Here is a 25,703-nt window from a genome sequence, read left to right on the forward strand (position 1 = left end):
TCAGCTTGCCCGGGCCAATTGATCCGCACGATCGACGGGAAACGAGACTGCGCCGATAGTCTTCCATGCGTCCAGCGCTACCTCGAAGGACGCAATCTGATCTGCGTTTCGCGGCGGTACGTACAGAACCTTCACCGGCACATCGCGAGCGACCTCGAGGCGGTTGGGTCCACGCACCTCGCCACCTGAACTGCGTAATTCGTGCATCTTGAATCCCCATGCGAGGACACGGTCCACCAATGGCGTTGTCTCTTTTAGGTCGAACGCCCAGACTCGCGATACTTCTTCCACTCGAGGTCCGGACAAAGCAAAATCGAAATCCAGGGTTTGCTTGCCCGCTCGGACCTTCACCTTGCGTGTGAGAGCAAGGTCGGGACGTATCCGGTTGTACGCCGCCTCCAGTTTTGCCAAAGCAGCGTAATGAGAGGTCGAACGTGCGGCCTTCTCGTGTTCGAGAACGAGCCGCGGGTAGAGAAGGTCGATGGCGGCTTCCGCTGATTCGGCAACAACGGGTAAGGGAGCGCTCAGTTGAACTACGTTGTTGTGAAATCCCACCCAGTCGTGCACGGTGTGTTCGCTCAGCACCAGGCCCGACAGAGCTTCGACTTCGCGCGCAGCCAGACTTTCGATCGAGTGCGCCCACGACTTGGCCGAGTCGAGACTGCCACCGAGCCGACTCGCCCTGTCGAACGATTCCACGGTACGAGCGGCCCAATCGGCACCATCTCGTCCGACGAGCAATCCGATGTTGACGAACTCGCCACGGCCGGCGTCAGGCAGGTAACGGAGGATCCAGTAGGAGTAGCGCATCGTTCCTTCCTTCCCTGTCAACTTGTCGAATTCAGTCTCAGCCTTGCCGACACCCCTGCTCGACGGTAGTCCAGCATGTCGATCAAGGCGTCGATGTCGGGTTTTGGTACACCCCACTCCAAAGGAAGGGCGTAGCACGCTCCCACCAGATCCGCTCTCGTCACAGCTTCGAGTCGGTCTGCTGTATCCAGTATCGCCGATTTGTCGAACTGATCCCAGGATCCCCGCCAACGCCACGGAACGTCGTGCGATCGAAGACACGAATCGGCGTCCCAATTTCGAGCGTCGTGAATCCACATGTTGTGGTCGAAGCTCCACATACTTCGATTCGCATCGCCGTGCTCGTACAACCACTGCTCGTCGCTGCCGAAGCACCAATCCCACAGAGCGGCCCACTTCGGCCAACGACGAGCATTGTCGTCGTCCCGAAGGTACGTTTGATCGCGTCGCTCCTCTGCATCGTTCAGTTCCAATGAAGCGTGAGCGACGCAGGCCCTGAGGGTAAGCCCTGATCCCGACAACTGACCCGACCAGTCGTCGGAAATGTCCATCAGTGCGGTGTCGCGGACCGGGGCCTCGATCAAGTGACCGAGAGCAGTCACAATTTGTTCGGTTGCGAGGATCCTCGGTCCTTGATCCTGGAACGGCACCTTGATCCAGTAGGTCTTTCCGGAGGCAGCGAGTCCTCGGAAGGCACGAGTACCGGACTCCGGTGCATGCATCGGCAGCAATGCCGCCAGAGATTCGTGGATGCCGGTCACATAGAGGGCAGTGCCCGACATTCAATCCCCCGATATGAGTTGTCGACTACGGTGCGACGGAGTGTAGCTACCGGTCGGGGCGCGGAGTCGTCGACCCAGCAATCGGATCCGGCGGCCGTCTCACCGCAGCACCACCGCGACTCCCTCGTACGGGCCGAGGTTCATCGGGAAACTGTGCAGTTCGTCGACCGTCGCGATCTCGTTGTCGTCGAAGACATCGATTGCGCAGGTGCCGGGCACCAGGTGCTTGGACTGGATGGTTGCGCTGATCTCGTCGGACGAGAAGTTCAGCACCGTGGCCTGGATCGTGCCTTGGCCGAGCTCGTGCACCATCACCAGCAGACTCTTGTGCGAGACCGTCGGAATGTCGATCTGCTGCGCAGTGGCGATGCCGTACTTGTTGCGCAGCTCGATGATTCGCGCGAGCTGACGGGCGAACGACTGCGGGTCGGCCAACTGCTCCGGTAGCGACCCGTACAGGCTGCGTCCGCGAGGAATACCCGACTCCGAGCGCACCGCGTCCGGGAAATACCCCATCAGGTCGTGTGCACCGCGGTTGAGCCAGCGCGTGTCTCCCTCTCGAATGAGATCCTCGACCTCTTCGGCCGCGACAGGAAGAACGCCCAGCAAGTCCCAGCCGGACAGCGCGAACACGCCCGGCTGCAGTGCGTTGTACATCGCGAGCAGCAAGTGGGCTCGTTTGACCGTCTCGATATCCTGCTCGTCCATCCGATCGAGGTCGCGGATACCGAGCGAAGCGGTGATCACACTGGCTGTGGTGCAGGCGATTCCGTTGGTCGTGAACGTTCGGTTGTACGGTGCCCAGCGTCCGGTGAGTCGGTCGGTGAGTTCACCGCGAATGCGGTCGCCCAGGTCGCAGCCCTTGACCGACTCTCCGCCATAGGCGAATTCGTCCTCTGCGTGCAGCGTCGCGAAGTGGATGAGCTCGAACGTCATCTCGTCGTGGTTCTGCAGAGCGTGTACCAGCGACGCTGTGTCGACACCGTGATCGCAGGCCAAAGTCATAGTGAGCCTGAGGAATTCGGTGTTCCCCATGACGAGGGCATGCTGATAGGCGGGTCGGTTGATGAAGTCGTACGACAGATCGGCACCGTTTTCACCCATGGCCTTGATGTCGTCGATCGTCAGGTTCAATTCCTGGAAGGTGAACCCGCCCATCTTGCGCACCACGCTGGCAATCAGGTGGTTCGCGGCCTCGGACAAGGGATGGCCCTCGGACCAGCCCGGTCCTTCGGCTCGTCGCTCGACGCCGAGAAAACCGTTGGCGTCCAAGCGCAAAGCGCCTGCGCCCAGATCGGCGATGGAGTGGCACGCGTCGCCGATCACCAATCGCATGCCGGCGAAAGAAGGATCGAGCCAGTTGATCGAGGGCTGACCGGCCTTGAAGTAGTGCAGGTACACCCATCGACGTTCGACGCCGTCGATGCCGACGACGGGAGGTGTTGCGCTCCAGTTGGTTTCCTTCACGCCGAGTTCGTAGAAGATCACTCGCTGCAGCTGACCGATGATGTAGCCGGCGCGGGCGAGATTGGCCTCGGCATCGGCGTCGATGTTCTGCGAATCGGCACCGGCGCGCACTCGTGGCAGCAGATGCCAATCCTGCGGTTCGATCTCGACCATGTGGTAGATGCCGGGGTAATCGGCGACGGCCATCTCGGCGAGTCGGAAGTCGGCACCCTTGCCGGTGTGGCCGGGGACGATGTCGTCGATGACGATGCCGTCGTACGCCGAGGCCACCACGCAGAGCCGTCGGAACTCTTCCTCCGAGCCGAAGGCGGGGTCGATCTGCATGCCGATGCGGTCGAAGTGGCCGTCGACCGAGGGGGTCGGCCGCCAGCCGTGGATGCCGCCCGCCACCTTCACCGGGCCGGTATGCACTGCGGTGACGCCGATCTCGGAGAATGCCTGCCACAGCTTCTCGTCGCCGAGGGTGCTCAGGAAGCTCGTCTGCGGAGCATTGATCACCGAGATGGGGTACGCGGTGAACCACACGGGCGCGCGCTCGACGGCGGCGCGCGGGTCGGGATCTGCATATGGGTTCTGCCACATACTGCCCTTGCCCGAGAGCTGCTCGGCGATCAATTTGGCGTCGCGCAGCATCGACTGCTCGGTGAGCCAGTCCACGTATTCGGGGTTCGAGGCCACCGGTTCGCTGTCCGGGGTAGGGCCGCCGGTTCGGTTGGCACGGCGCACCGAGGGTCGAAGTGGTTTCGGCCGAGCCGGGTAGAACTTCTCGTCGTAGGTGATCTCGCTCGGTTCGTGCTGCACTTCGGGATCCATGTGCCTCCGTAGCCTCGCTTTTCCTCAACCCTACGTAGGGCGCGGCCGATCCGCAGAGTTGTGGTTCCCCTTATCTCGAACCCGTGAAACCTTGCACGCAGACCGGTGAGATCTACGTCGAATCACACCAATGTCATTCGCTGGGGTCGTTTTCCTTCGATATGCGAACGTCATCGAATCGAGACCGCCTGGTGTGGAATGTCTGTTTCTTGTGGGCCATAGTGGGATACGTACCAACTGTCCCTTCAGTCACATCAGACTCATCAGTCACACCCCCACAGCTACAGGAGTTGTCCATGCGACGTCTTGCCCGCACATCTGTCCTGGCCTCGACGGCCGCACTGGCCGCCGCCATCGGTGCGGTTGCCCTCGTGCCCACGGCCTCGGCCCAGCCCGAAGCGGAAGAGCCTCCGATGCCCCTCGGCTCCGTGGTGCTCGAGAGCCCCGACCTGGTGGTGACCATGGCCGCCGTCTGCGACACCACGGTCGAGGACGCACCCGAAGGCGGCTTCGTCGCACTGGAGGTCAAGGTCGAGAACGTCGGCGCGGACGACGCGTCGAACGTCAACGTCAACTACGGCGCTTTGCCGGGCGTTCAGGGCCAGAACACCGAGGCGACCATCGAGGCAGGCCAGGCGGCGACGTACACCGTGCCCTCCGGCGATCGTGAGTGGGTCGCCCGCCCCGCAGGTGCAGCAGCCTTCGCCAGCGCGCTCGACGCCGACTTCATGAACAACATCACCGCCGGACTGCTCAGCGTCAACTGCATCCCCGCACCGGTCGAGGAGCCTGCCGAGTAGTTCTTCCTATCGCACTTTCTCCCCGCTGCGCCGCGACGATCCTTGCTGATCGTCGCGGCGTTGTGCGCTCCGCGCAGTGGTGCGGTTAGGTGCCCCAGGCGGCACTCAACCGCACCACTGCGCCGCAGGCGCACTCGGGAACAAATTCGCCACACCCTCCGTTGTGCAGGTCAGCAGCCTTGAGTGGATGAGGCTCAAGTTGGAAGTTGACGCGACAGATTGCGTTGTGCAAACTTGAGCGGAGTTCGCTCACCCAGGGACTGAACCCCAGCAATAACAGGAGGAAACATTATGGCTCGTGCGGTCGGTATCGACCTCGGGACCACCAACTCGGTCGTGTCCGTCCTCGAGGGCGGCGAACCGGTTGTCGTCGCCAACTCCGAGGGATCACGCACCACCCCGTCGATCGTCGCTTTCGCCAAGAACGGTGAAGTGCTGGTCGGCCAGCCCGCGAAGAACCAGGCGGTCACCAACGTCGACCGCACGATTCGTTCCGTGAAGCGCCACGTCGGCACGGACTGGACCGTGGAGATCGACGACAAGAAGTACACCCCTCAGGAGATCTCCGCGCGCACGCTGCAGAAGCTCAAGCGCGACGCCGAGGCCTACCTGGGTGAGGAAATCACCGACGCGGTCATCACCGTTCCCGCGTACTTCGAGGACGCACAGCGTCAGGCCACGAAGGAAGCCGGCCAGATCGCCGGCCTCAACGTCCTGCGCATCGTCAACGAGCCCACCGCGGCCGCACTCGCATACGGCCTGGACAAGGGCGACAGCGAGCAGACCATTCTCGTGTTCGACCTCGGTGGCGGCACGTTCGACGTCTCGCTGCTGGAAATCGGCGACGGCGTCGTCGAGGTTCGTGCGACGTCCGGCGACAACCACCTCGGTGGCGACGACTGGGACGAGCGCATCGTCACCTGGCTCGTCGACAAGTTCAAGGCTCAGAACGGCATCGATCTGACCAAGGACAAGATGGCTCTGCAGCGTCTGCGTGAGGCTGCCGAGAAGGCGAAGATCGAACTGTCCTCCGGGCAGAGCACCTCGATCAACCTTCCCTACATCACGGTCGACGGCGACAAGAACCCGCTCTTCCTCGACGAGCAGCTCAGCCGCTCCGAGTTCCAGAAGATCACCTCCGACCTGCTCGACCGCACTCGTGCGCCGTTCCAGGCAGTGGTCAAGGACTCCGGCATCGCTGTCAAGGACATCGACCACGTCGTGCTCGTCGGTGGTTCGACGCGTATGCCCGCGGTCTCCGAGCTGGTCAAGGAACTCTCCGGTGGACGCGAGCCCAACAAGGGCGTCAACCCGGACGAGGTCGTGGCCGTCGGCGCTGCACTGCAGGCCGGTGTCCTCAAGGGTGAGGTCAAGGACGTTCTGCTCCTCGACGTCACGCCGCTGTCCCTCGGCATCGAGACCAAGGGTGGCGTGATGACCAAGCTCATCGAGCGCAACACCACCATCCCGACGAAGCGTTCCGAGACCTTCACCACCGCTGACGACAATCAGCCCTCGGTGCAGATCCAGGTCTTCCAGGGTGAGCGCGAGATCGCCTCGCACAACAAGCTCCTCGGCTCCTTCGAGCTGACCGAGCTGCCCCCGGCTCCTCGCGGCGTCCCGCAGATCGAGGTCACGTTCGACATCGACGCCAACGGCATCGTGCACGTCACGGCCAAGGACAAGGGCACCGGCAAGGAGAACACGATCAAGATCCAGGACGGCTCCGGCCTGTCCAAGGAAGAGATCGACCGCATGGTCGCCGACGCGGAAGCTCACGCAGACGAAGACAAGGCTCGTCGCGAAGAGGCCGAGGTCCGCAACCAGGCCGAGTCCCTCGTCCACCAGACGGAGAAGTTCGTCAAGGACAACGAGGACAAGGTCGACGCCGAGCTCAAGGGACGCGTCGAAACCGCCATCGCCGACGCCAAGACGGCTCTCGCGGGCAGCGACATCTCGGCAGTCAAGACCGCCGTGGAGAAGCTCTCGACCGAGTCGCAGGCACTGGGCACCGCTATCTACGAGGCTCAGGCCGCGGAGCAGGGCGGCGCAGAGGGTGGCGCGCAGGCCGCTGACGACGGTGTCGTCGACGCAGAGGTTGTCGACGAGCCGGCCGACGACACGGACAAGAAGTGACGTCCGACAACACCGAGCAAGAACCGGTCACTTTCGTGGACAAGCGAAAGATCGATCCCGAGACCGGTGAAGTACGGGAAGGTGACGCAGTTCCGGAGCCCCTTGCGGGCACCGGTACTGCGCCCCAGCCCGGCTCGGTTGACGCAGGGGACGACGATGCAGAGGTCGACGCCCAGGTAGTGGAAGACCCGCGGGACACGCAGGTTGCAGAGCTCACCGCAGATCTGCAGCGCGTGTCGGCGGAGTACGCCAACTACCGTCGTCGTACCGATCGGGAAAAGCAGACCGGGGCGGAGAATGCGAAAGCATCCGTCGTCTCGCAGCTGCTTCCGGTTCTCGACGACCTCGAGCGGGCTCGCCAGCACGGCGATCTCGAGACCGGACCGCTCAAGTCTGTGGCAGACAAGTTGGCAGGGGTGTTCTCGAACATCGGCCTGACCACCTTCGGGGCCGAGGGCGACGCCTTCGACCCGGCCATTCACGAGGCCGTCTCCCACGAGGGCGACGGCAGCAGTCCCGTCGTCGGAACGCTGATGCGCAAGGGCTACAAGCTCGGCGAGCGCGTCTTGCGGACCGCAATGGTGGGCGTCGTGGACGGCACCGGCCAGGATGCAGCAACAGAAGAATCGGACGCACCCGCGTCCGACGAGCAGTAAAAAGAAATAGCGCGAGAGGAGGAGACGCCCGGTGAGCCAGCGGGAGTGGATCGAGAAGGACTTCTACAAGGAGCTGGGCGTTTCCTCCAGCGCGTCTGCAGAAGAAATCAAGAAGGCGTACCGAAAGTTGGCTCGGGACAACCATCCCGACGCCAATCCAGGTAATGCCGCGGCCGAGAACAAGTTCAAGGCGGTCAGCGAGGCGCACGCCGTCCTCGCCGACCCAGCCAAGCGAAAAGAGTACGACGAGGCCCGACGGCTGTTCGCCTCCGGCGGCTTCGGTAGCCGCGGCGGCGGTGGATTCTCGCCCGGCGCAGGCGGATTCGGTGGTGGCGGCCAGACGTTCGATGTCGGCGACATCTTCGGTCAAGGCGGCGGCGACGGCGGAATCGGCGACCTGTTCGGTGGCTTGTTCAACCGCGGCGGCGGGCAGCAACGCACCCAGAACAACCGTCCCCGACGCGGTAGCGACGTCGAGACCGAGACCTCGCTGCAGTTCCGTGAAGCGGCACAGGGCGTGACGGTCCCCTTGCGGTTGACCAGCCCGTCCTCGTGCACCACCTGCCACGGCAGCGGTGCCAAGCCCGGAACGAGCCCGCGCGTGTGCCCCAGGTGCAACGGACAGGGCGTCGTGAACCGCAATCAAGGCGCGTTCGGCTTCAGCGAGCCGTGCGACGACTGCCGAGGCAGCGGATCCATCATCGATGAGCCGTGCGCCGACTGCCGCGGAACCGGTGTTCAGAACCGCACCCGAACCATCACCGTGCGGGTACCGGCCGGCATCAGCGACGGCCAGAAGGTCAGGCTCGCCGGTCAGGGAGAAGCAGGGCTTCGCGGTGCGCCGTCGGGCGATCTGTTCGTCACCGTACGGGTCCAACCCGACAAGGTCTTCGGCCGCAACAACGACGATCTGACGGTGACCGTCCCGGTGAGCTACGGCGAGCTGGTGCTCGGCACGACGCTGTCGGTGCCCACCCTCGACGGCCGCGTCGGTGTGAAGGTGCCACCGGGAACGGTCGACGGCCGAGTGCTGCGCGTGCGCGGTCGCGGTATCCCGAAGAAATCCGGTACCGGTGATCTGATGGTGACCGTCAAAGTTGCCGTCCCGCAGAAACTCGACGATGCTGCTACCGACGCTCTGAAGAACTATCTGGAAGCCGAGAAGGCCAGCGGATTCGACCCGCGGGCCGGGTGGGCAGGTGTGTGATGTCGGTCCCTCCCGAGGCTGGATCTGCCAAAGCTGGTGGAGCTCAAGCTGATCCCGACGCCCAGATCTTCGTGATCTCGGTTGCCGCGCAGCTGGCCGGCATGCACGCGCAGACTCTACGTACCTACGACAGGCTCGGCCTGGTCATCCCGCACCGCACCACTGGCGGCGGTCGACGATACTCCGCGCGTGACGTCGCACTGCTCCGCGAAGTGCAGCGTCTCTCTCAGGACGAGGGCGTCAACCTCGCCGGCATCAAGCGCATCATCGAACTGACCAATCAGGTCGAGGCGTTGCAGTCGCGCATCAGCGAACTGGCTCAGGAATTGGCCGCCGTGCACGCGAGCTACCGCCGAGACCTGGTGCCCATTCAACGCAACGCTCTGGTGGTCTGGAAGCCGAAACACCAGCGCTAGATCCCCGTTTCCCGCAAACGCGTGTGCGTTTGTCAGGTGCGCGCATTCTCGTGAGCGATTCGGTCACTGATCCGCGCGCATTCAACAGACGCGCGTGCGTTTGCGGCCTCGACCCGGCGCGAACCCTGCGCGCGTGTGCGAGACACCCGGCGAGGGCACCTATCCTGGTTCTCATGCAGGGGTGGAGATCGACAGTCGTTCAGTATCATCGCCTTCGGAACGACCTCGCGGTGATCAGACTCGAAGGCGACGCGGTTCCGTTCAGGGCAGGCCAATCCGTGTCGGTGAAGGTTCCGCAGAATTCTGCGTCGACGCGGCGGTACTCACCGGCGCTGCCGCCCTCGCGTGACGGCAAACTGGAATTTCACGTTCGAGCCGTTCCGGCAGGCTGGGTCAGCGGTGGGATTGTCAACGAGACTCGGCCCGGCGATGTCTGGGAGATCAGTGATCCGCAGGGAGGCCTGCATGTCGATGATTCGGGTCGCGATGTCGTCATGATCGCGGGCGGTACCGGCTTGGCTCCGTTGCGAGCGATTCTGCTCGACCTCACACGCTGGGAGCAGCCACCGAACGTGACGTTGTTCGTCGGCGGAAAGTCGCCTCGCGATCTGTATGCCGGGGACATGCTGTGGTTGATGGCGTCGCAATTGCAGTGGTTGACCGTCGTGCCCGTCGTCGATCAACTGCACGAGCCGTGGGCCTCGGACCGATGGAGCGATCGGATTCATGCCGAAATGGCGTCAACAGCTTCATTTTTCGAGCCGGAACATTGCTGGGAAGGCAGTGTGGCCGACGTCGTCGCCACGCAGGGCCCCTTCCCTGACCGCCAAATTCTGGTGTGCGGATCCCCCGGAATGGAAGCGGCCACCGTGCGCGCACTCGTCGAAATCGGCACACCATCAGAGGCAATCCGACGCTGACAAACGCTGTCCCGGACAATCAGGGCAGCTGCAGAATCCGTCGCAGATGGGCCAGATCCTCAGCGGACACGGCGGTGAAATCCGGCGGCGGTGCGTCGGCGATGGTTCTGGCTCTCTCCGCGAGCCGGCGGCCGGATTCGGTGAGTCCGATGATGCGGCGTCGGCGATCGTCCGGATCTTCGGTGCGGACGACCAATCCGCGTTTCTCGAGCTCGCGAACATTGAGCGAAACGTACGGCGCATCGGACGCAAGGATTTCGGCCAGCTCCGTGACTGTCCGGTCACCCGTGAGGAGTTTGGTGAGCAGCTTCGCCCGCAGGAAGCTCATGCCGGTGGCATCGGCGACGGCTCGTCGGGTGTCGTGCTTCTCCAGCATCAGGGCGCGCATCTCGCGCCAGACGTGGGCGGCTTCCGAGTCGGTCATACGAGTACCGGTTGATCGATACGCTCGGCGGTAGAGCGGGCCCATCGACCGGTGGTGACGATGGCGAGCACGGTGACCACCACGCCGGCACCGGCGATGACGAACCACGCGGGAACTGCGGCAGCGGTGAAGCCGTCGGATATTTCACCGACGATGCTCGCTGTGACGATGGAACCGACGACGGCCACGCCGAGTGATTGGCCCACCTGCCTACTGGTCGACGCGATGGCGGACGCCACTCCGGCTTGGCTGCGCGGCATCCCGGACACTGCGGTGTTGGTGATCGGGGCGTTGACCATGCCGAACGAAATTCCGAAGATGACGTACGCGACGGCCAGCCATGCGAACGAGGTCGTCGGCGTCAGTCGGGTGAGCATGAGCGCCGAGGTCACGAATCCGATTCCGGCAACGAGCAACGGAAGGCGCGCTCCAAGGTTGCCGACGATGCGCCCGGAGATCGGCGCGAAGATCAGCGTCATCAAGGCCATCGGCAGAGTGTAGAGACCGGCATGCAGTGGCGAGTAGCCCCGCACGTCCTGCAGGTACAGAGTGTTGAGGAACAGGAATCCGCCGAGGGACGCGAATGCACATACCGCGATCACCGTCGCTCCGCTGAAGGGTGCGCTGCGGAAGAACTTCAGCTGGATCAACGGTTCCTCGATGCGAGTTTCGACCACCAGCAGGCCGACGAGGGATCCGATCGCCACGGCACCGGTGAGCACGATCAGAGGCGATCCCCATCCCTTCGCGGGACCCTCGATGATGGTGAACACCAGTGATGCCAGGAACGCGAAGATGAGGAATTGGCCGGCCGGATCGAACTTTCTCGCGTGATCGGCCTTGGATTCGGGCACGAACTTCAGCGTCATCGCCAGCGCGAAGATGCCGACGGGGACATTGATCCAGAAGATCGATTGCCAACCGGCACCGGTGACGAGGACGCCGCCGAGGGCAGGGCCTGCCGACATGGAGATTCCGACGACGGCACCCCACATGCCGATGGCTCCGGCACGTTCCTTGGGGTCGGTGAACGTGTTGGTGATGATCGACATCGCGACGGGATTCATCATCGAGCCGCCAACGGCCTGCAGCATGCGGAAGGCGACGAGCCATCCGAGCGACGGCGCAATGCTGCACAGCAGAGACCCGAGCACGAACGTTCCGGTGCCGATCAGAAAGAAGCGTTTGCGGCCGAACTTGTCGGCCATCGAGCCGCCGAGCATCAGCAGGGAGGCCACGACCAGCGTGTATGCGTCGATGATCCACTGCAGGCCCGATACCGACGCATCGAGGTCGGTGCGCATCGACGGCAGTGCCACATTGACGATCGTGTTGTCGGTACTGACGAGAAACAGGCTCAGGCAGCAGATGCCGAGCACGAGATATCGATGCCGTCGGGTCAGCTCGGCCATGTGCGCCTCCGCACTATTGCTTGTATATCTACAACTATTACATGACTACTCCTAAGTTGTTCGACGAGCAAGTGAGTGGACGCCGGACGGTGCCCGATAGGGTGTGTGTCACAGACTTGCTCGAACCCGCTCGCTCGCTGAATGGAGAACAACAGTGGCTTCCGAGATCGCACCAGGCGACCTGGTTCAGGCGTCCGGGCACGCCGGCCCGTGGAAGGTGCTCGAGATTCGTCAGGGTCTGGCGTTGCTCGAACACCACGACGGGCATCGGCTGTCGGTACGCACCACCACGGTCGAGGTGGTGCGCAAAGCGTCGAGCAGTGGGAGTTCGAGCCCACAGGCCGAGGCGGAGAGCGACAGTCCCTCACTGTTCGACGAGAGCTGACCTACCTCACGTCTGTTACTACCTGCTGAGGTTGGTGCCCTCGGCCGGTTGTGCCAGAGCGGACAGGAACGACCGAGCCCAGCGGTCGACGTCGTGGGCGAGTACCTGCCGACGCATGGCGCGCATATGGCGTTTGCCGGCCTCGGGTTCCTGTTCCAGCGCGCCGGTGATGGCGTCCTTCACGCTGTCCAGGTCGTGTGGATTGCACAGGTACGCCTGGCGCAGTTCTGCTGCGGCACCGGTGAATTCGCTGAGCACCAGAGCGCCGCCTAGGTCGCTGCGGCAGGCCACGTACTCCTTGGCGACGAGGTTCATGCCGTCACGTAATGGTGTGACCAGCATGACGTCGGCGGCGACGAAGTAGGCCAGCAGGTCGTCGCGGGGGATCGGCCGATGCAGATAATGAACGACTGGATGGCCGACCTGGCCGTACTCGCCGTTGATGCGGCCTACCTGCTGCTCGATTTCACCGCGCATCGCGACGTAGCTTTCGACGCGTTCACGGCTGGGGGTGGCCAACTGCACGATGACGTTCTCGGCTGGGTCGACGCGGCCCTCTTCGAGCAATTCACGAAAAGCGTTGAGTCGGACGTCGATTCCCTTGGTGTAATCGAGTCGGTCGACACCGAGCATGATCCGCTTCGGATTGCCAAGATCTTCGCGGAGTTGCTTCGCGCGATCGCGGACGGCCTTCGAGCGCGACTTGGTGTCGAGGTCGCCGGAGTCGATGGAGATCGGGAAGGCACCCACGCGCACTGTCCGGAAGCCGACCTGCACGACGCCGAGCTTGGACCGCACCCCCACGGTGCCGCGTGATGTAGTTCCCCCGGCGAGGCGTCGGGCAAGGTAGAGAAAGTTCTGCGCGCCGCCGGACAGATGGAAACCGATCAGGTCGGCACCGAGTAGGCCTTCGACGATCTCGGTACGCCACGGCATCTGCATGAACAGCTCGATCGGCGGAAACGGGATGTGCAGGAAGAACCCGATGGTGAGGTCGGGGCGCAGCATCCGCAGCATCTTCGGGACGAGTTGGAGCTGATAGTCCTGAATCCAGACCGTCGCTCCCTGCGCCGCCGCCTCCGACGTCTTCTCTGCGAAGCGTCGGTTGACCTCGACGTAGGCGTTCCACCAGTCGCGGTCGTACACCGGCTTGACGATGACGTCGTGGTAGAGCGGCCACAGGGTGGCGTTGGAGAATCCCTCGTAGTACTGGGCGTATTCCGTCTCGCTGATCGGCACCGGTCGTAGCTGTAGGTCGTCCTCGACGAACGGCTCGACGTCGACGTCCGATACGCCGACCCACCCCACCCACGCACCCTTGTTGGCGCGCAGGATCGGTTCGAGAGCGGTGACCAACCCGCCGGGGCTTCGCTTCCATCGCGTGCTTCCGTCCGGAAGCTTTTCCAGATCGACCGGCAACCTGTTGGCTACGACGACAAAATCCGAACCCTGCGAGGCGTCAGCCACAACTGTCCAATCCGCTTGTAGATCTCTGGGAAAACAGACCTGCGAAGACCTGTCAGTCGGTCTTCGCTACGGGGTCTATACCCAGCATCGACAACAACATGCGGCATTCGTCCGCATCGGTCGCGTAGGCGGCGACGACGCGCTGAGCCTGGCTGGCCGTCTCGTACTCGAGTGGGACGATGTCCTCGTCGGCGATGTCGTTGTCGGTGGAAGTCTTCGCAGGCATGGCGTTCTCCGTACTTTCTACTGGACTTTCGTGGTGTTCCTGGCCCCGACTCTATGTAAACGGGGCACCCCCTCGCCAGTTCCCGATGCCATAGGCTGCAGCAAATGACCGATTCTGTGCCGCTCCGCCATGCTCGAACGGTGGTGGAGGCCCCTCCTCCGGCCACCGGCTCCGCGATTCTGCGGCGCACCGTACGACGCCACCGCGCGCGACTGATCGTCTCTTCTCTGCTGTTCGGAGTGCATCAGCTGTGCGAAACGATGGTCCCGGTGGCCATCGGTCTCATCGTCTCGCGGGCCATCGACACCGGTGATGTGACCGCGATGATCATCTCGCTGGTCGGTCTGGCCGCTCTGTTCGTCACCTTGTCGTATGCGTTCCGGTTCGGTGCCCGCATCATCGTCGTCGCCATCGAGCGAGAGGCCCACGACGTGCGCGTGGAGGTAGCCGGCCGGGTCCTCGATCCCCGTGGACTGCGCACCGATCTGGCGGCGGGAGAGTTGCTGACGGTCTCGACGTCCGACGCCGAGAAGGAGTCCTGGATTCTCGATCTCATCGCGCGGGTCTTCGCGGCGGCCGTGGCAGTGGTGGCGTCGGCAGTGGCTCTGCTGATCGTCGACATTCCTCTTGGCCTCGCTGTCGTCATCGGCACTCCGGTGATCCTTATTGCGCTGCAGCGCCTCGCTCCGCTGCTCACCCGCGCCGCAACCGCTCAGCAAACCGAGATCGCGAGTGTGTCGGGGATGGCCACCGATCTGGTCAGCGGGGTGCGGCCTCTGCGCGGAATCGGCGCCGAGGACGCCGCAACCCAGCGGTTCGTGACGTCGAGCCGAACAGCACTGTCGGCCACGCTGCGGATGGCTCGCGCCAACAACGTCTATCAGGGCCTTGCGGCGACGGTCAACGCGCTGCTCGCCGTCGGAATTGCCGGAACCGCAGGATGGTTCGCGTTGCAGGGCAGGATTTCGGTCGGTGAGTTGATCACCGTCATCGGACTGTCGCAATTCGTCATCGAGCCGCTCACCGGGTTGTCGCGGATCCCCGGCGTGGTGGCCGTGGTGCGGGGATCGGCCGACCGGCTCGCCCTCGTCCTCGGTGCGGAACACGTTCTCCCGCAATCGGAGTCCGCGGTGCCGGTAGGTACCGAACTGACCGTCGACGACGTCCGGTTCCGATCGCTCGACGGCCTCGGCTTCCGGGCGGTTCCGGGAGAGTTGCTCGGAGTGGTTGCCTACCGGCCGCAGGACGGCGAAGCGATCGCCGCACTGCTGTCCGGCCAGATCTCCGACGCCGATTACACCGGAGCGGTTCGTATCGGCGGAATTTCGGCGGGGCAGATCGATCTCCGACGGGCCCGCGAGACCGTCCTCGTCGAGCCGCATCTGACCGACCTGTTCGCCGGAACCGTCCGCAGCAACGTCACCGCGGGGCGCGAGCGGCCCGACTCCGAGCTCGACACGGTCCTCCGAGCCTCCGCGGCCACCGACGTCGTCGAATTGCACGAAGCCGGTCTCGATCACGCCGTCACCGACCGCGGAGCCAGCCTGTCCGGCGGACAGCGTCAACGAGTCGCGTTGGCGCGAGCACTGTCGGTCGACGCGCCGGTCCTGGTGCTGCACGACCCCACCACCGCCGTGGACGCCGTCACCGAACATTCCATCGCCCGCGGTATCGCCGAGTTACGGCACACCGAAAAGGGCTCGCAGACAACCATCCTCATCACCACGAGCCCCGCGCTGCTGTCGGTGACCCATCGCGTGCTCGTCGTCGACGGCGGACGCGTCGTCGCCGAGGGAACGCACCACGATCTCGCGGCCTCGAACGCGCAGTACAAGGAGACGGTGCTGCGATGACGGACCCGGAACTACTTCCCATCGCCACCGGTTCCCGCTCCGGCCGGTGGCTGCTGGAACAGCTGCGTCTGCGGAAGGCCCGCACCGCAGCCACACTTCTGCTCGGCGCTGTCGCCGCCGGTATGTCGTTGGTGCCGGTGTACGTGCTCGGTGTGTTGGTCGACCGCGTCCGCGACGGCGCAGAACCTTCGGCGATCGTCGAGGTGGTCGTGGTGATTTCGGTGGCCGCGCTGGTCGGCGGAGTCTTCACCGGTTTCAGCGGCTATCTCATCAGCACTCTGGGGGAAGGGATTTTGGCGTCGTTGCGAGAAGCTGTCGTCGGTCGGGCGCTTCACCTGCCCGTCGCCACGCTGGAACGAGTGGGTAAGGGCGACTTGCTCTCTCGGGTGGGCGACGACGTGGCGGTGATGGCCAAGTCGATCGGTGAAGTGATCCCGCAGCTCGTCGGAGCTCTCCTGCTGGTGTCTCTGAGCATCGTCACGATGCTCGGCATCGACTGGCGTCTCGGCCTCGCCGGTCTGGTGGCGCTACCGATGTACGTGCTGGCATTGCGGTGGTATCTGCCGCGGTCGGCTCCGCTGTATGCGGCAGAACGCGTGGCGATGGGGGAGCGTGCGCAGTCGTTCGTCAGCAGCATGCAGGGTGCAAAGACGGTGCGGGCGTATGGACTCGAAGCCGTCCATCTGAGCGGCATCGATCGTTCGTCGGCGAAGGCGCGCGATATCGGCGTCGACGTGTTCCGCCTGTTCACCCGATTCGGATCTCGGAGCAACCGTGCCGAGTGTGTCGGCCTGTCGGTGATCCTGCTGGCCGGATTCCTGCTGGTACGAGGCGAATACGTCACCGTGGGTGAGACGACGGCCGCGGCGCTGCTGTTCCATCGGCTGTTCAATCCGATCGGCACCTTGATGTACACGTTCGACGACATCCAGTCCGCAGGAGCGTCTCTCGCGCGTCTGGTCGGCGTCATCGACATCGCCGACGAGCGACCGGTGGGCGACGGCTCCGTTCCCGCCGACGCCACCCTCGAGGTCGTCGAGCTGCGGCACTCGTACGACGAGGGTCACGAAGTACTGCACGGAGTGAACCTGCGTGTCGATGCCGGCGAGACGGTTGCACTCGTCGGATCCACCGGTGCCGGGAAATCGACCATCGCCGCCATAGCGGCCGGTTCCATGGCATCGACGTCGGGGACGGTTCGCGTCGGCGGCGCAACGCTGGACGCCTTGGGCAGCGCGGGACTGCGGCGACACGTCGCAATCGTCAGTCAGGAAGTGCACGTGTTCGCCGGCAGGCTGATCGACGACGTGCTGTTGGCCGCACCGGATGCCGACCGCGCCGACGTCGAAGCGGCGTTGCGAACCGTCGGGGCATGGGGGTGGGTCGAGGCGCTCGACGATGGACTCGATACCGCCGTCGGCGAGGGTGGGCATCAGTTGACTGCGGCGCAATCGCAACAATTGGCCCTGGCGCGTTTGGTTCTCGCCGACCCAGCCGTCGCTGTACTGGACGAGGCCACTGCGGAGGCGGGCAGTTCCGGTGCGCGAGAACTCGAGGCTGCCGCCGAGGCCGCCACGAAGAATCGCAGCACATTGATCGTGGCGCATCGCCTGACGCAGGCTGCTGCGGCCGACCGGGTGGTCGTTCTCGAGCACGGCAAGATCCTCGAGCAGGGTCCGCACGACGACCTGGTCGCGGCCGGTGGGCGTTACGCGCAGCTGTGGGAGGCGTGGCAGGGCCGCTGATGGCTTTAGTGATTTGCCTATAGGTATTAGTTTCGGTTACGGTCTTCTCGAATCGAGGAGGCCGCTATGGGACGCGCCGGACTGAATGCGCAGCGCATCGTGCTCGCGGGAGCCGACCTGGCCGATGAGGTCGGCTTCGATCGCGTCACGGCCAGTGAGATCGCCAGGCGCTTCGACGTCAAGGTGGCGAGTTTGTATTCGCACCTGAGGAACTCGCACGAGTTGAATGTCGGCATCGCACTGCTGGCCTTGGACGAGTTGGCCGACCGGGTGTCGGACGCTCTCGCAGGCCGAGCGGGCAAGGACGCGTTGGTTGCCGTGGCGAATGCGTATCTCGACTATTCGCGCGAGCATCCCGGTCGCTACGCCGCGACGCAGTTTCCGCTCGATCACGACACCGCTCGTGCGAGTGCGGGAGTGCGTCACTCGGCGATGATGAAAGCGATTCTCCGCGGGTACCAGCTGAGCGAGGCGGATCAGGTTCACGCTGTTCGACTGTTGGGCAGTGTGTTTCACGGCTACGCGAGCCTCGACGCATCGGGCTCGTTCGCGCACAGTGCGCCCGATTCGCAGGAGTCCTGGGTTCGCATTCTCGACGGAATCGATACTCTCTTGGAGCAGTGGAGGCAATGACGATGGAACCGATCTCCGAACGCGACATCCGGTCGTCGTTCGTCAACTCGTCCAAGGGCGACGCCAAGCGGATCACCCTTCCCGACGCTTTCGACGCGGTGCCGTGGGACGATCTCGACTTCCTCGGTTGGGTGGATCCGAAACTCGCCGGACGAAGCTACATCGTGGTTCCCACCGAGGAGGGTCTGCGGGGAATCGCGTTGCGCTACAAGCCCGGAGGGCCCCGCACGGCGCAGATGTGCAGCATCTGTCTCACCATGCACGCCAACGGTGGGGTTTCGCTGATGGTCGCCGCCAAAGCCGGAGAATCGGGCAGGCGCGGCAATACCGTCGGAACGTACATCTGCTCGGATCTTGCATGCTCGCTCTACGCACGAAAGAAGAAGACCCCGGCACTGGGTCGGCAGTTCAAGGAAGACTTCCATGTCGAGACCCGCACTGCGGCAGTCGAAGACAACATCGGTGCGTTCCTCGCTCGCATCATCGGTTGATCCCGGTGTCGCTGCGACCCGCATCGCATAAGCAACCGCGAGAACAATCCAGCCCCGCACCGAGAACACGGTGCGGGGCTGGAAAAGGTTGTCAACAGAGCTGATCGAGCATTCAGTCCTTGTTCTTCTCCGCGAGGAACAGCTTCTCGATCCGCTCTGCTTCGTCCTTCTTGGCGTCGGCTTCCTCGGAACGCTCTGCTGCTTCGGCCAATGCGGCCTCCGACGGCGCGGCTGCCAACTTCTCCTGCTTGTCGACCTGAGCCTGCTGAGTTTTCTTGCGATCCTCGGCGGCTTTCGCGGTGGCTGCGGCTTGCTCGTCGGCCTTCTTCTTTTTGGCCGCTGCGTCGCGCTCGGCATCCTGCGCGGCCTCGCGCTTGCGTTGCTCCGCTTCCTGGCGCGCGTCGCGGGCTGCTTCCTGAGCAGCAGCGTCGGCTGCACGGCGATCCTTCTCGGCGGCCTCGCGGGCTGCTTTCAGCTCGTCGTTCGCTGCAGTTTTCGTGGCCCGGGCCTCGGCGTCGAGGCGTGCTGCCTCCGCTCGATTCTCGGTGCTGTCGACGAGGGTCTCGCCGCGATCGGCAAGGCTTTTGTCACCCAGCAGGTTTCCGACGGCGCGGTCCAGCGAACCGAGGGTGTGCTCGTAGACCAGACGCGCGGGTGCTTCCGCGTTCATCTTCTCGACGACGTTGGTCTCGATCAGTTGCAGTGGAATGCGAGCGATCTTGTACTGAATACGGAGGATGGTCAGTGGTATGGCTAAAACGCTCATGTAGCGAAACTCCTGGTATGGGGTAGTGGATCAGGCCTGATTGCGGAGCTCTTCGGCCTTCTTGCGATCGGCCTCTGCCTGCCGGAGTGCTTCCTGGTGCTTCTGCGCGGCCACCATCTCGTCGGAGTCTGCGGCAGCCTGCTCGATGCGTCGATCCTCGTTGGCCTCGATCTGCTCGGCTTGGGCGTCGACCTCGGCGGCCGCTCGCTCCTGCGCCACCGTCTCGCGCTTCTCCTGCTCGGCAGCAGCCACCTGGGTCTGCTGCACGCGGGCCGCGTTGGCCTCGGTCACGGCAGCGTTCTCCTCGGCCGCGTCACGGCGGCTCTCCGCTGCGGTGCGCACATCGGCCAGGTCCTCCCCGGCCTCGGAGGCCTGAGCCTCCGACACCCGCTCGGTGGCCTGCGCCTCCTTGCGTTCACGGGCCTGGGCGGCCTGTAACTGGCCCTCGGCAGTCAACGAGTCGTTGCCGGTCACCGCGCCCACGACCTCTTTGGCTTTGCCCTTGATTCCGTCGAGCAATCCCTTGCGTGCATCGCCCGCTACGTTCTCGTCAGTCATGTCATCGCGGGTACCCACTGGCTCTTCGAGTAACCCCGTGGCGGTTCCGAACGATACGATCGCCGACGAACGTATGAGCAGTGAGGAGACCTATGCCTATCGCCAAGATCAACGGCATCGACATCAATTACCAGGTCAAAGGCAGTGGAGACCTGGTAGTTCTCGTCATGGGTACCGGCAGCCCCGGCCGCGTGTGGGAGCTGCATCAGGTGCCCGCTCTCACAGCGGCTGGGTACCGGGTGTGCACCTTCGACAATCGAGGTATCGCGCCGTCGTCGGAGAGTGCTCACGGCATCACCATCGAAGCCATGGTCGCCGATACGGCCGGTCTCATCGAACTCGTTCGTGACGGCGACGAGAAGGCGTTCGTGGTCGGTACGTCCATGGGCTCACGCGTCGCGCAGGAGTTGGCACTGGCTCGGCCCGATCTGGTGCGCAAGGCGGTGTTCCTCGCCGGTCACGCCCGAGTCGACGAGTTCCAGAAGACCCTCGCCCACGGTGAACGAGCGCTGTACGACAAGCGGGTCGAGCTACCCGGAACGTACTCGGCGGCGGTGACGGCAGTGATGAACCTGTCGCCCGCGACGTTGCGTGACGGGCGCAGTGCTCGCGATTGGCTCGATCTGTTCGAGTTCTCGGCGTCGTCGCCCTCGGCAGGTGTCCGCGCACAGCTGGGAATGGAGGACGATTTCGATCGGACGTCCGCCTACCTTGCCGTGTCGGTGCCATGCCTATCGGTCGGATTCGCCGATGACCGGATGATCCCCGCCTACCTCGGCAAGGAGTTGGCCGACGCCATTCCGGGCGCCCGGTTCGTGGAGATCGCGGACGCCGGGCACTACGGATATCTCGAGCGCCCCGAGGCCGTCAACAAGGAAATGCTCGACTTCTTCAAGGCCTGACGGCACCCTCTCCAAGGCCTGACGGCACCTTCTTCATGGCCTGACGGCACCTTCTTCATGGCCTGACGGCACCACGGCCCGACCTGCGTTGCTAGGGTCGTGTGGCACCTCACGGTGCAGACTTACCAATCAAACGTTCGCGACGAGTGAGGCGAGATGAGTACCAACCCGTTCGATGACGAAGACGGACGCTTCTTCGTGCTGGTCAACGACGAAGACCAGCATTCGCTGTGGCCGACGTTCTCCGAGGTCCCACAGGGATGGCGTGTCGTCTTCGGTGAAGACACCCGCGCCGCCTGCCTGGAGTACGTCGAGAAGAATTGGACCGACATGCGCCCGCGCAGCCTGCGTGAGGCCATGGAAGCCGACGCTGCTGCCCGCGCCTCTGCCGAGGGAACCCCCAGCACCGAGGCCTGAGCTCCGCTCTACGAAGTACCCGTGCCGCGCCGCCGACGAACCGTCGGTCGGCGCGGTGCCTCTATGCGGCGAAGCGTCGGACGCAGTAGCTCCTCGGTGCGCGCGATGATGCGTGGCCGACGGAGCGTGCGGGCACCCCATTCGCCCAGGGTGACGCCCGCGGCCAGGCCGCAACTGACACCCAGGGCCGCGAACAGCGAGCTGATTCCGAGCAACAGTTGGTCGTTGAGGATCGCGTACAGACCGCGGTACAGCGACAGACCGGGCAGCAACGGCGTGATGCCGGCCACGGCGACGATCAACGGCGGAATCAGTGCACGACGGGCCAACAGGCCACCTGCCAGCCCGACGACGGTCGCCGCGATGGCCGAGGCGATGATCGGTCCGACGGTCAATGTCTGAGACAGCAAGTACACGAGTGAGCCCGCGAAGCCGCCGATGAACGCGGCCGGCAACGCACGCTGCTCGGCGTAGGTGGCCAGTGCGTAGAACAACGACGCCGCCGCACCCGCCAGCACCTTCGTCGGTACTTCCAGGATGTCCGGTGGTGCCAGGTTGCTGATCTGCGGAAGGTCGCTGCCGATGAGGGCGGCCAATCGCAGTGAAGTCGCGACACCGGCGATGATTCCTGCTGTCATCATCAACACTTCGAAGAACCTGGCCGACGCCGTGATCGGGGCCCCGGTGATCGCATCTTGAAACGTACCGACGAGAGACAGGCCCGACAGCAACACAACGACACCGGCCGCGATGACCATCGACGGAGAGATGCTGATGTTGAGTTGGTCCTGGAAGTTGTAGAGCGTGATCGCGGGGGTGGCCGCGATGAACCCGCCGACGACCTGTTGGAAGAAGAACGGCAGACCGGCTCGGTTCAGGATCCGACCGATTCGATCGATCACCATCGTCGTCAGAAAGCTCACCACGGCCACCAAGAGGCCACCCCCGAGCAGGACGCCGACGGCCGCTGCCATGCCGGACCACGCGAACGTCGCAATCCAGCGGTTGTAGGGATGTGGAGCCTTGGTGATCTCCTCGAGCCGATCCAGCGCTGCACTCGGCGGCATCATCTTGACGCGCACAGCGCGGATCAGACGATCCACCTCGGCCAGACGCGTGAAGTCCATCGAGCGGTAATGCACGATGCGCATCGTCGATGCCGGAGGACGCGTCGGGCCACGGTGGGCACTGAGGGTGATCGAGTTGTACGTGACGTCGACGTCGCACCGCGCGAGGCCGTAGCTCGCGGCGATGAATTGCACCTGCGTCGCCGTATCCACCGCCGAAGTGCCGGAGGCCAGCAACACCTCGCCGACGCGAACTGCGAGGTCCAGAACCTCTGCGACCGACGCATCGTCGGTCAGGTCGATCGGGCGTAGAGGTGACGGTGCTGCGGTCGGCGTATCGATGGTGGCCCGACGCTCACCGGTGAGACGGCTCAACGAAGCCGTCAGGTCTTGCAGGAAAGTCATGACCGTCTTTACACGTAGCTGGGGTGATCCACCGACAAGGTACCTGTTGACACTGAGCGTCCGATGAACGGATATGATTGCGTCGCTTCACTGCCTCCTTAGCTCAGCGGTAGAGCACTCGCCTTGTAAGCGAGCGGTCAACGGTTCAATCCCGTTAGGAGGCTCCACTGAAAAAGGGTTCTGAACTGGCTTTTTGAGCTACTAGTAATGAGATTCATTGCCGATTAGGCGAGCTCAGTGTCACAGAATGTCACAAGTGCCGCAGAACTCGCCGGAACAGCGCCTGGTGAGACCGCCTGCTCCTATGTGGACGGTTGCGGACAAACGCCGGTCAACGCGCATCGTCGGATGGCTCGTCGCGACGCTGGACGAGTGACTGCAAAGTGTCGGCTGCGCCCAGTAGCGCATGGTTCTGGGAATGGACGTAGGTGCGCATTGTGAATGCGTTGTCCGAGTGCCCAAGCCATGCCGAGATGACGGCAATCGGCACACCCTGAAGGTGCAGCAGAGTCCCACACGTGTGGCGGGCGTCGTGGAGGCGGATGTCGGACACCTTGCTGTTGGTGCATAGCCTGCGCCAATAGTCGCTGACCGTATCGGGATGGAAAGGTCGCCCAACAGCGTCGGACACGACGTAGGTGCCAGGGCCGACGTAGGTCGAGCTCTTTCGTTCCACACCCTGCAAGCGGTGTGCAGTTTCGAGTGCGGATTTTAGGGCTGGTGTGAGGGGAAGCGTGCGCTTGGACTTTTCTGTCTTCGGAGGGCCCTCTACGACACGTCCATTGACCGAGACTCGCGTGTTGTTGATTGTCAGGCTGCCGGCGTGAAGATCGACATCGTTCCATCGAAGCCCGCACAGCTCACCGCGTCGGAGGCCGCTCAGAGCAAGCAGCCAAGCGTGGCCGTTCCGATCGCACGTCGATGCTTCCAGGAGGCGTTGCACTTCGTCCTCCGTGAATGTCTGCATCTCGACGTGCACACGGGGCGCGCGGTCGACGAGCGCGGCAACGTCTCGTACCAATCGCCCTTCTCGCATCAGCCCGGTGAGGACTGCGCTTACAAGGTTGAGCATCGGATTGATCGAAGTGGCCTTCCACGGACGTCGCAGTTGGCCATCGGGCTTGACCGAGCGGCCGGCCAACAGATCGTTCACCAGAGCGTCCAAGTGACCTTTGGTCAACTTCTGCACCGCTAGCGCGCCGTAAGTATCGCGCAGCGGTTGAATGGCATGGGTGTACGCGGCTTTAGTGGACTCTCGTACGCGTCGTCCGGCAAGCCACTCAGCGCAAGCCTCCTCGACCGTGGTGGTCGAGGAGGGAACGAATGTCCCCTTCGAGACTTCCTCGAGCACCTTGGATAGGGCTGCGCGAGCGTCCTTCTCCGTAAGAAATCGACGACGCAACTGCGTTCGCTTCGACGCCCGGGTGCCGGTGGCGTCGGCACCACCAGCGTCGACGGTCATTTGATACCGCAACTCGGTACTGCCTGTAGACCGATTGGTGACGTAGATCTTCTTGATCTGTGGCGGCAGTTGCTGCCTAGCCATCCTCTTCGTCCTGCGTGTTCATGCCCAGTTCGGTCATCCGTCTAAAGAGCTCTTCCGAACGCCGTCGAGCATCCTCGTACAGATATTGCATCGACTCGATGTGCTCAGCTGATTCATTCTTGGAAAGGCCGCTTCGGAGCTGCACCCGAGCACGCCGCATCGCCTTCAACGCATCAAGCCATTCACGAGTGATCCCAACGCGATCGTTCTTCGGGTCGAAGGTGTCACGTACCCACATTTCGAAAGGAGCGTCGGATTCCTCCTCGGTCCACTCGGAGCTCGGCCGCATCAGCCCAGCCTCCCCGCTGAACCAGCGGAGGGCATCGTGAGACTCCTGCTGGAGCCCTGGGAGTACTTCGACTCTTCCCTTGGGGAGGTCCGGATAGACCAGTTGTGCTGGTGAGACTCCCAGTGCCGCAGCCAAAATCAAGAGTTCCGAGACGTCCAAGCTCTTCTTTCGTCCGGTCTCCAAGTCCGCGACTACAGATCGCGAGATCCCCCACCCGAAGTCAACCGTCCTGTCGGCAAGCTTTGCTGCGGACAGAGCGGAGTGGTCTTTACCTCGAAGTCGGCGCACTTCCGAGGCGACCCGGGCAACGATCGATTCCGCCCACGACTGCGTCATGGTTACGCAGTCTAGCGGAGAATGTCTCCCCGTTGTGGGATGGCTACGTACTTGGTACTCTGTGGTGGAACCACGTGGACTGACCAGAAATGTCCTGCAGAATGTGGCTCTACTACACAATTCAGTGGAGGTGCTGAAGATGCCCAGACGGTTGTTGTCTGTCCCGGAGGCTATGGCTTGCACGGGACTTGGACGTTCCAACTTCTTCAACAAGATCGCGTCCGGAGAAATCCGGAGCGTGAAGGTCGGCAAGCGCCGGCTGATCCCGGATACGGCCATCGATGAGTACATCGAAGGTCTCGAGGCGCAATCCGACGCCAGCTCAGGCGTCGCGTGAGGCCGAGAGCCAACTGTCCCTCAGGAAACTGAAACGCCCCCGGAAAATCTCAGTGTTACCAGCACCGAGGCCGAGGGCGTCGAAACCACAACCCGTGAGGAAGGAGCTTCGCCACCGATCATAGAGCGTCTTGATAAGTCATTCAAGACATTTCGCCGAGTCACCGTTCTCCGCCCTCGATTTAGGTCAGGGGCCGAGCGGGCGATGACGCATGTTTTGACCCGCGACAGCGCGGTCGAGTTCTTCTGCTCGTGCCGCACAAGCCTTGGCTACGGGACTTCCTAGCAAGGCCTGATGTGCCGCAGCAGCGTCGTTTTCTGGCAGAGCCCGACGTAACACCAGCCTGCCGCCGGCCTGTGCACCCTTTGTAAATCCTCGGAGACCGGCCCCGAGGCACCACCAGCTCGACTGATCATCGAACCGGTGGCGATACCGAT

General features: G+C 63.6%; 26 protein-coding genes and 1 tRNA gene. 15 read left to right on the forward strand and 12 right to left on the reverse strand.

Features of this window, described 5'->3' with window-relative positions; translation table 11 throughout:
• The 3 genes from ACIGGF_RS03890 to treS form a co-directional block, all read right to left on the reverse strand.
• The gene (locus tag ACIGGF_RS03890; RefSeq protein WP_397520123.1) at positions 1-810 is read right to left on the reverse strand and encodes a DUF3037 domain-containing protein; all 810 of its coding nucleotides are present in this window, start codon (positions 808-810) and stop codon (positions 1-3) included.
• A 17-nt stretch (positions 811-827) separates the two neighbouring features.
• On the reverse strand, positions 828-1,592 hold the full coding sequence (locus ACIGGF_RS03895) for a hypothetical protein (RefSeq protein ID WP_397520124.1): 765 nt from the start codon (positions 1,590-1,592) through the stop codon (positions 828-830).
• Positions 1,593-1,691: 99 nt separating this feature from the next.
• A complete protein-coding gene (gene treS, locus ACIGGF_RS03900; RefSeq protein WP_397520125.1) occupies positions 1,692-3,872 on the reverse strand; it encodes a maltose alpha-D-glucosyltransferase in 2,181 nt (726 codons plus the stop codon).
• A gap of 296 nt (positions 3,873-4,168) precedes the next feature.
• Here treS and ACIGGF_RS03905 point away from each other — a divergent pair, with 296 nt between their 5' ends.
• The 6 genes from ACIGGF_RS03905 (at position 4,169) to ACIGGF_RS03930 (ending at position 10,007) form a co-directional block, all read left to right on the forward strand.
• Positions 4,169-4,672 carry a Pro-kumamolisin, activation domain family protein gene (locus tag ACIGGF_RS03905; RefSeq protein WP_397520126.1) on the forward strand — a complete coding sequence of 168 codons (504 nt, stop codon included), beginning with the start codon at positions 4,169-4,171 and terminating at the stop codon, positions 4,670-4,672.
• 291 nt (positions 4,673-4,963) lie between these two features.
• Positions 4,964-6,808 carry a molecular chaperone DnaK gene (gene dnaK, locus ACIGGF_RS03910; RefSeq protein ID WP_397520127.1) on the forward strand — a complete coding sequence of 615 codons (1,845 nt, stop codon included), beginning with the start codon at positions 4,964-4,966 and terminating at the stop codon, positions 6,806-6,808.
• The gene (gene grpE, locus ACIGGF_RS03915; protein WP_397520128.1) at positions 6,805-7,464 is read left to right on the forward strand and encodes a nucleotide exchange factor GrpE; all 660 of its coding nucleotides are present in this window, start codon (positions 6,805-6,807) and stop codon (positions 7,462-7,464) included. The genes dnaK and grpE overlap by 4 nt, the downstream gene beginning before the upstream one ends.
• Before the next feature lie 31 nt (positions 7,465-7,495).
• A complete protein-coding gene (gene dnaJ, locus ACIGGF_RS03920) occupies positions 7,496-8,671 on the forward strand; it encodes a molecular chaperone DnaJ (protein WP_397520129.1) in 1,176 nt (391 codons plus the stop codon).
• Complete coding sequence (locus tag ACIGGF_RS03925) at positions 8,671-9,087, forward strand: heat shock protein transcriptional repressor HspR (RefSeq protein ID WP_397520130.1); 417 nt, start codon at positions 8,671-8,673, stop codon at positions 9,085-9,087. The genes dnaJ and ACIGGF_RS03925 overlap by 1 nt, the downstream gene beginning before the upstream one ends.
• Positions 9,088-9,260: 173 nt before the next feature.
• Positions 9,261-10,007, forward strand: coding sequence for an FAD-binding oxidoreductase (locus tag ACIGGF_RS03930; protein ID WP_397520131.1), 747 nt, complete (start codon positions 9,261-9,263; stop codon positions 10,005-10,007).
• 19 nt (positions 10,008-10,026) lie between these two features.
• On the opposite strand, the gene ACIGGF_RS03935 is transcribed toward ACIGGF_RS03930, so the two are convergent.
• Together ACIGGF_RS03935 and ACIGGF_RS03940 are read right to left on the reverse strand one after the other, a co-directional pair.
• A complete protein-coding gene (locus ACIGGF_RS03935) occupies positions 10,027-10,431 on the reverse strand; it encodes a MarR family winged helix-turn-helix transcriptional regulator (RefSeq protein ID WP_397520132.1) in 405 nt (134 codons plus the stop codon).
• Positions 10,428-11,843 (reverse strand): MFS transporter, encoded by a 1,416-nt coding sequence (locus ACIGGF_RS03940; protein WP_397520133.1) that lies wholly within the window; start codon positions 11,841-11,843, stop codon positions 10,428-10,430. The genes ACIGGF_RS03935 and ACIGGF_RS03940 overlap by 4 nt, the downstream gene beginning before the upstream one ends.
• 154 nt (positions 11,844-11,997) lie before the next feature.
• Between ACIGGF_RS03940 and ACIGGF_RS03945 the strand changes: the two genes are divergently transcribed.
• The gene (locus tag ACIGGF_RS03945; protein WP_397520134.1) at positions 11,998-12,228 is read left to right on the forward strand and encodes a hypothetical protein; all 231 of its coding nucleotides are present in this window, start codon (positions 11,998-12,000) and stop codon (positions 12,226-12,228) included.
• An 18-nt stretch (positions 12,229-12,246) separates the two neighbouring features.
• Here ACIGGF_RS03945 and ACIGGF_RS03950 read toward each other — a convergent pair whose 3' ends face one another.
• Together ACIGGF_RS03950 and ACIGGF_RS03955 are read right to left on the reverse strand one after the other, a co-directional pair.
• A complete protein-coding gene (locus ACIGGF_RS03950; protein ID WP_397520135.1) occupies positions 12,247-13,695 on the reverse strand; it encodes a trehalose-6-phosphate synthase in 1,449 nt (482 codons plus the stop codon).
• 52 nt (positions 13,696-13,747) lie between these two features.
• A complete protein-coding gene (locus ACIGGF_RS03955) occupies positions 13,748-13,921 on the reverse strand; it encodes a hypothetical protein (RefSeq protein WP_008710019.1) in 174 nt (57 codons plus the stop codon).
• Positions 13,922-14,025: 104 nt separating this feature from the next.
• Between ACIGGF_RS03955 and ACIGGF_RS03960 the strand changes: the two genes are divergently transcribed.
• The 4 genes from ACIGGF_RS03960 to ACIGGF_RS03975 all read left to right on the forward strand — a co-directional run bounded on the left by ACIGGF_RS03960 (position 14,026) and on the right by ACIGGF_RS03975 (position 18,643).
• Entirely contained in the window at positions 14,026-15,774 is a 1,749-nt protein-coding gene (locus ACIGGF_RS03960; RefSeq protein WP_397520136.1) for an ABC transporter ATP-binding protein, read from the forward strand.
• The gene (locus ACIGGF_RS03965; protein ID WP_397520137.1) at positions 15,771-17,519 is read left to right on the forward strand and encodes an ABC transporter ATP-binding protein; all 1,749 of its coding nucleotides are present in this window, start codon (positions 15,771-15,773) and stop codon (positions 17,517-17,519) included. Before ACIGGF_RS03960 ends, ACIGGF_RS03965 begins: the two co-directional genes overlap by 4 nt.
• 66 nt (positions 17,520-17,585) lie before the next feature.
• Positions 17,586-18,152 (forward strand): TetR/AcrR family transcriptional regulator, encoded by a 567-nt coding sequence (locus tag ACIGGF_RS03970; protein WP_397520138.1) that lies wholly within the window; start codon positions 17,586-17,588, stop codon positions 18,150-18,152.
• Positions 18,153-18,154: 2 nt separating this feature from the next.
• Positions 18,155-18,643 (forward strand): FBP domain-containing protein, encoded by a 489-nt coding sequence (locus ACIGGF_RS03975; protein WP_397520160.1) that lies wholly within the window; start codon positions 18,155-18,157, stop codon positions 18,641-18,643.
• A 112-nt stretch (positions 18,644-18,755) separates the two neighbouring features.
• Here the strand turns inward: ACIGGF_RS03975 and ACIGGF_RS03980 are convergent, their stop codons facing one another.
• Both ACIGGF_RS03980 and ACIGGF_RS03985 read right to left on the reverse strand, forming a co-directional pair.
• The gene (locus ACIGGF_RS03980) at positions 18,756-19,409 is read right to left on the reverse strand and encodes a hypothetical protein (RefSeq protein WP_397520139.1); all 654 of its coding nucleotides are present in this window, start codon (positions 19,407-19,409) and stop codon (positions 18,756-18,758) included.
• Between the two features lie 30 nt (positions 19,410-19,439).
• Positions 19,440-19,967: a general stress protein CsbD gene (locus tag ACIGGF_RS03985; RefSeq protein ID WP_397520140.1), complete on the reverse strand. Its 528-nt coding sequence runs from the start codon at positions 19,965-19,967 to the stop codon at positions 19,440-19,442.
• A gap of 92 nt (positions 19,968-20,059) precedes the next feature.
• Here ACIGGF_RS03985 and ACIGGF_RS03990 point away from each other — a divergent pair, with 92 nt between their 5' ends.
• Together ACIGGF_RS03990 and ACIGGF_RS03995 are read left to right on the forward strand one after the other, a co-directional pair.
• Complete coding sequence (locus tag ACIGGF_RS03990; RefSeq protein ID WP_397520141.1) at positions 20,060-20,869, forward strand: alpha/beta fold hydrolase; 810 nt, start codon at positions 20,060-20,062, stop codon at positions 20,867-20,869.
• A 156-nt stretch (positions 20,870-21,025) separates the two neighbouring features.
• Positions 21,026-21,286, forward strand: a complete 261-nt coding sequence (locus ACIGGF_RS03995; protein WP_008710007.1) for an MbtH family protein — start codon at positions 21,026-21,028, stop codon at positions 21,284-21,286.
• Between the two features lie 8 nt (positions 21,287-21,294).
• On the opposite strand, the gene ACIGGF_RS04000 is transcribed toward ACIGGF_RS03995, so the two are convergent.
• Positions 21,295-22,758 (reverse strand): threonine/serine exporter ThrE family protein, encoded by a 1,464-nt coding sequence (locus ACIGGF_RS04000; RefSeq protein WP_397520142.1) that lies wholly within the window; start codon positions 22,756-22,758, stop codon positions 21,295-21,297.
• A gap of 92 nt (positions 22,759-22,850) precedes the next feature.
• Between ACIGGF_RS04000 and ACIGGF_RS04005 the strand changes: the two genes are divergently transcribed.
• Positions 22,851-22,925 (forward strand) — tRNA-Thr (locus ACIGGF_RS04005).
• 164 nt (positions 22,926-23,089) lie between these two features.
• Here the strand turns inward: ACIGGF_RS04005 and ACIGGF_RS04010 are convergent.
• Together ACIGGF_RS04010 and ACIGGF_RS04015 are read right to left on the reverse strand one after the other, a co-directional pair.
• Positions 23,090-24,304: a tyrosine-type recombinase/integrase gene (locus ACIGGF_RS04010; RefSeq protein ID WP_094650941.1), complete on the reverse strand. Its 1,215-nt coding sequence runs from the start codon at positions 24,302-24,304 to the stop codon at positions 23,090-23,092.
• The gene (locus tag ACIGGF_RS04015; protein ID WP_094650940.1) at positions 24,297-24,929 is read right to left on the reverse strand and encodes a helix-turn-helix transcriptional regulator; all 633 of its coding nucleotides are present in this window, start codon (positions 24,927-24,929) and stop codon (positions 24,297-24,299) included. Before ACIGGF_RS04015 ends, ACIGGF_RS04010 begins: the two co-directional genes overlap by 8 nt.
• Positions 24,930-25,053: 124 nt before the next feature.
• Here ACIGGF_RS04015 and ACIGGF_RS04020 point away from each other — a divergent pair, with 124 nt between their 5' ends.
• Positions 25,054-25,266, forward strand: coding sequence for an AlpA family transcriptional regulator (locus tag ACIGGF_RS04020; protein WP_230074464.1), 213 nt, complete (start codon positions 25,054-25,056; stop codon positions 25,264-25,266).
• Positions 25,267-25,703 lie beyond the last annotated feature (437 nt).

Source organism: Rhodococcus sp. NPDC078407 (assembly GCF_044542515.1).
GTDB lineage: Bacteria > Actinomycetota > Actinomycetes > Mycobacteriales > Mycobacteriaceae > Rhodococcoides.

Excerpts from the sequence above, each read along its gene's own strand:
- ACIGGF_RS03890 (WP_397520123.1), bottom strand. The coding sequence starts at position 810 with ATGCGCTACTCCTACTGGATCCTCCGTTACCTGCCTGACGCCGGCCGT.
- ACIGGF_RS03895 (WP_397520124.1), bottom strand. The coding sequence starts at position 1,592 with ATGTCGGGCACTGCCCTCTATGTGACCGGCATCCACGAATCTCTGGCG.
- treS (WP_397520125.1), bottom strand. The coding sequence starts at position 3,872 with ATGGATCCCGAAGTGCAGCACGAACCGAGCGAGATCACCTACGACGAG.
- ACIGGF_RS03905 (WP_397520126.1), top strand. The coding sequence starts at position 4,169 with ATGCGACGTCTTGCCCGCACATCTGTCCTGGCCTCGACGGCCGCACTG.
- dnaK (WP_397520127.1), top strand. The coding sequence starts at position 4,964 with ATGGCTCGTGCGGTCGGTATCGACCTCGGGACCACCAACTCGGTCGTG.
- ACIGGF_RS03925 (WP_397520130.1), top strand. The coding sequence starts at position 8,671 with ATGTCGGTCCCTCCCGAGGCTGGATCTGCCAAAGCTGGTGGAGCTCAA.
- ACIGGF_RS03930 (WP_397520131.1), top strand. The coding sequence starts at position 9,261 with ATGCAGGGGTGGAGATCGACAGTCGTTCAGTATCATCGCCTTCGGAAC.
- ACIGGF_RS03935 (WP_397520132.1), bottom strand. The coding sequence starts at position 10,431 with ATGACCGACTCGGAAGCCGCCCACGTCTGGCGCGAGATGCGCGCCCTG.
- ACIGGF_RS03940 (WP_397520133.1), bottom strand. The coding sequence starts at position 11,843 with ATGGCCGAGCTGACCCGACGGCATCGATATCTCGTGCTCGGCATCTGC.
- ACIGGF_RS03955 (WP_008710019.1), bottom strand. The coding sequence starts at position 13,921 with ATGCCTGCGAAGACTTCCACCGACAACGACATCGCCGACGAGGACATC.
- ACIGGF_RS03960 (WP_397520136.1), top strand. The coding sequence starts at position 14,026 with ATGACCGATTCTGTGCCGCTCCGCCATGCTCGAACGGTGGTGGAGGCC.
- ACIGGF_RS03965 (WP_397520137.1), top strand. The coding sequence starts at position 15,771 with ATGACGGACCCGGAACTACTTCCCATCGCCACCGGTTCCCGCTCCGGC.
- ACIGGF_RS03970 (WP_397520138.1), top strand. The coding sequence starts at position 17,586 with ATGGGACGCGCCGGACTGAATGCGCAGCGCATCGTGCTCGCGGGAGCC.
- ACIGGF_RS03975 (WP_397520160.1), top strand. The coding sequence starts at position 18,155 with ATGGAACCGATCTCCGAACGCGACATCCGGTCGTCGTTCGTCAACTCG.
- ACIGGF_RS03980 (WP_397520139.1), bottom strand. The coding sequence starts at position 19,409 with ATGAGCGTTTTAGCCATACCACTGACCATCCTCCGTATTCAGTACAAG.
- ACIGGF_RS03985 (WP_397520140.1), bottom strand. The coding sequence starts at position 19,967 with ATGACTGACGAGAACGTAGCGGGCGATGCACGCAAGGGATTGCTCGAC.
- ACIGGF_RS03990 (WP_397520141.1), top strand. The coding sequence starts at position 20,060 with ATGCCTATCGCCAAGATCAACGGCATCGACATCAATTACCAGGTCAAA.
- ACIGGF_RS03995 (WP_008710007.1), top strand. The coding sequence starts at position 21,026 with ATGAGTACCAACCCGTTCGATGACGAAGACGGACGCTTCTTCGTGCTG.
- ACIGGF_RS04000 (WP_397520142.1), bottom strand. The coding sequence starts at position 22,758 with ATGACTTTCCTGCAAGACCTGACGGCTTCGTTGAGCCGTCTCACCGGT.
- ACIGGF_RS04010 (WP_094650941.1), bottom strand. The coding sequence starts at position 24,304 with ATGGCTAGGCAGCAACTGCCGCCACAGATCAAGAAGATCTACGTCACC.
- ACIGGF_RS04015 (WP_094650940.1), bottom strand. The coding sequence starts at position 24,929 with ATGACGCAGTCGTGGGCGGAATCGATCGTTGCCCGGGTCGCCTCGGAA.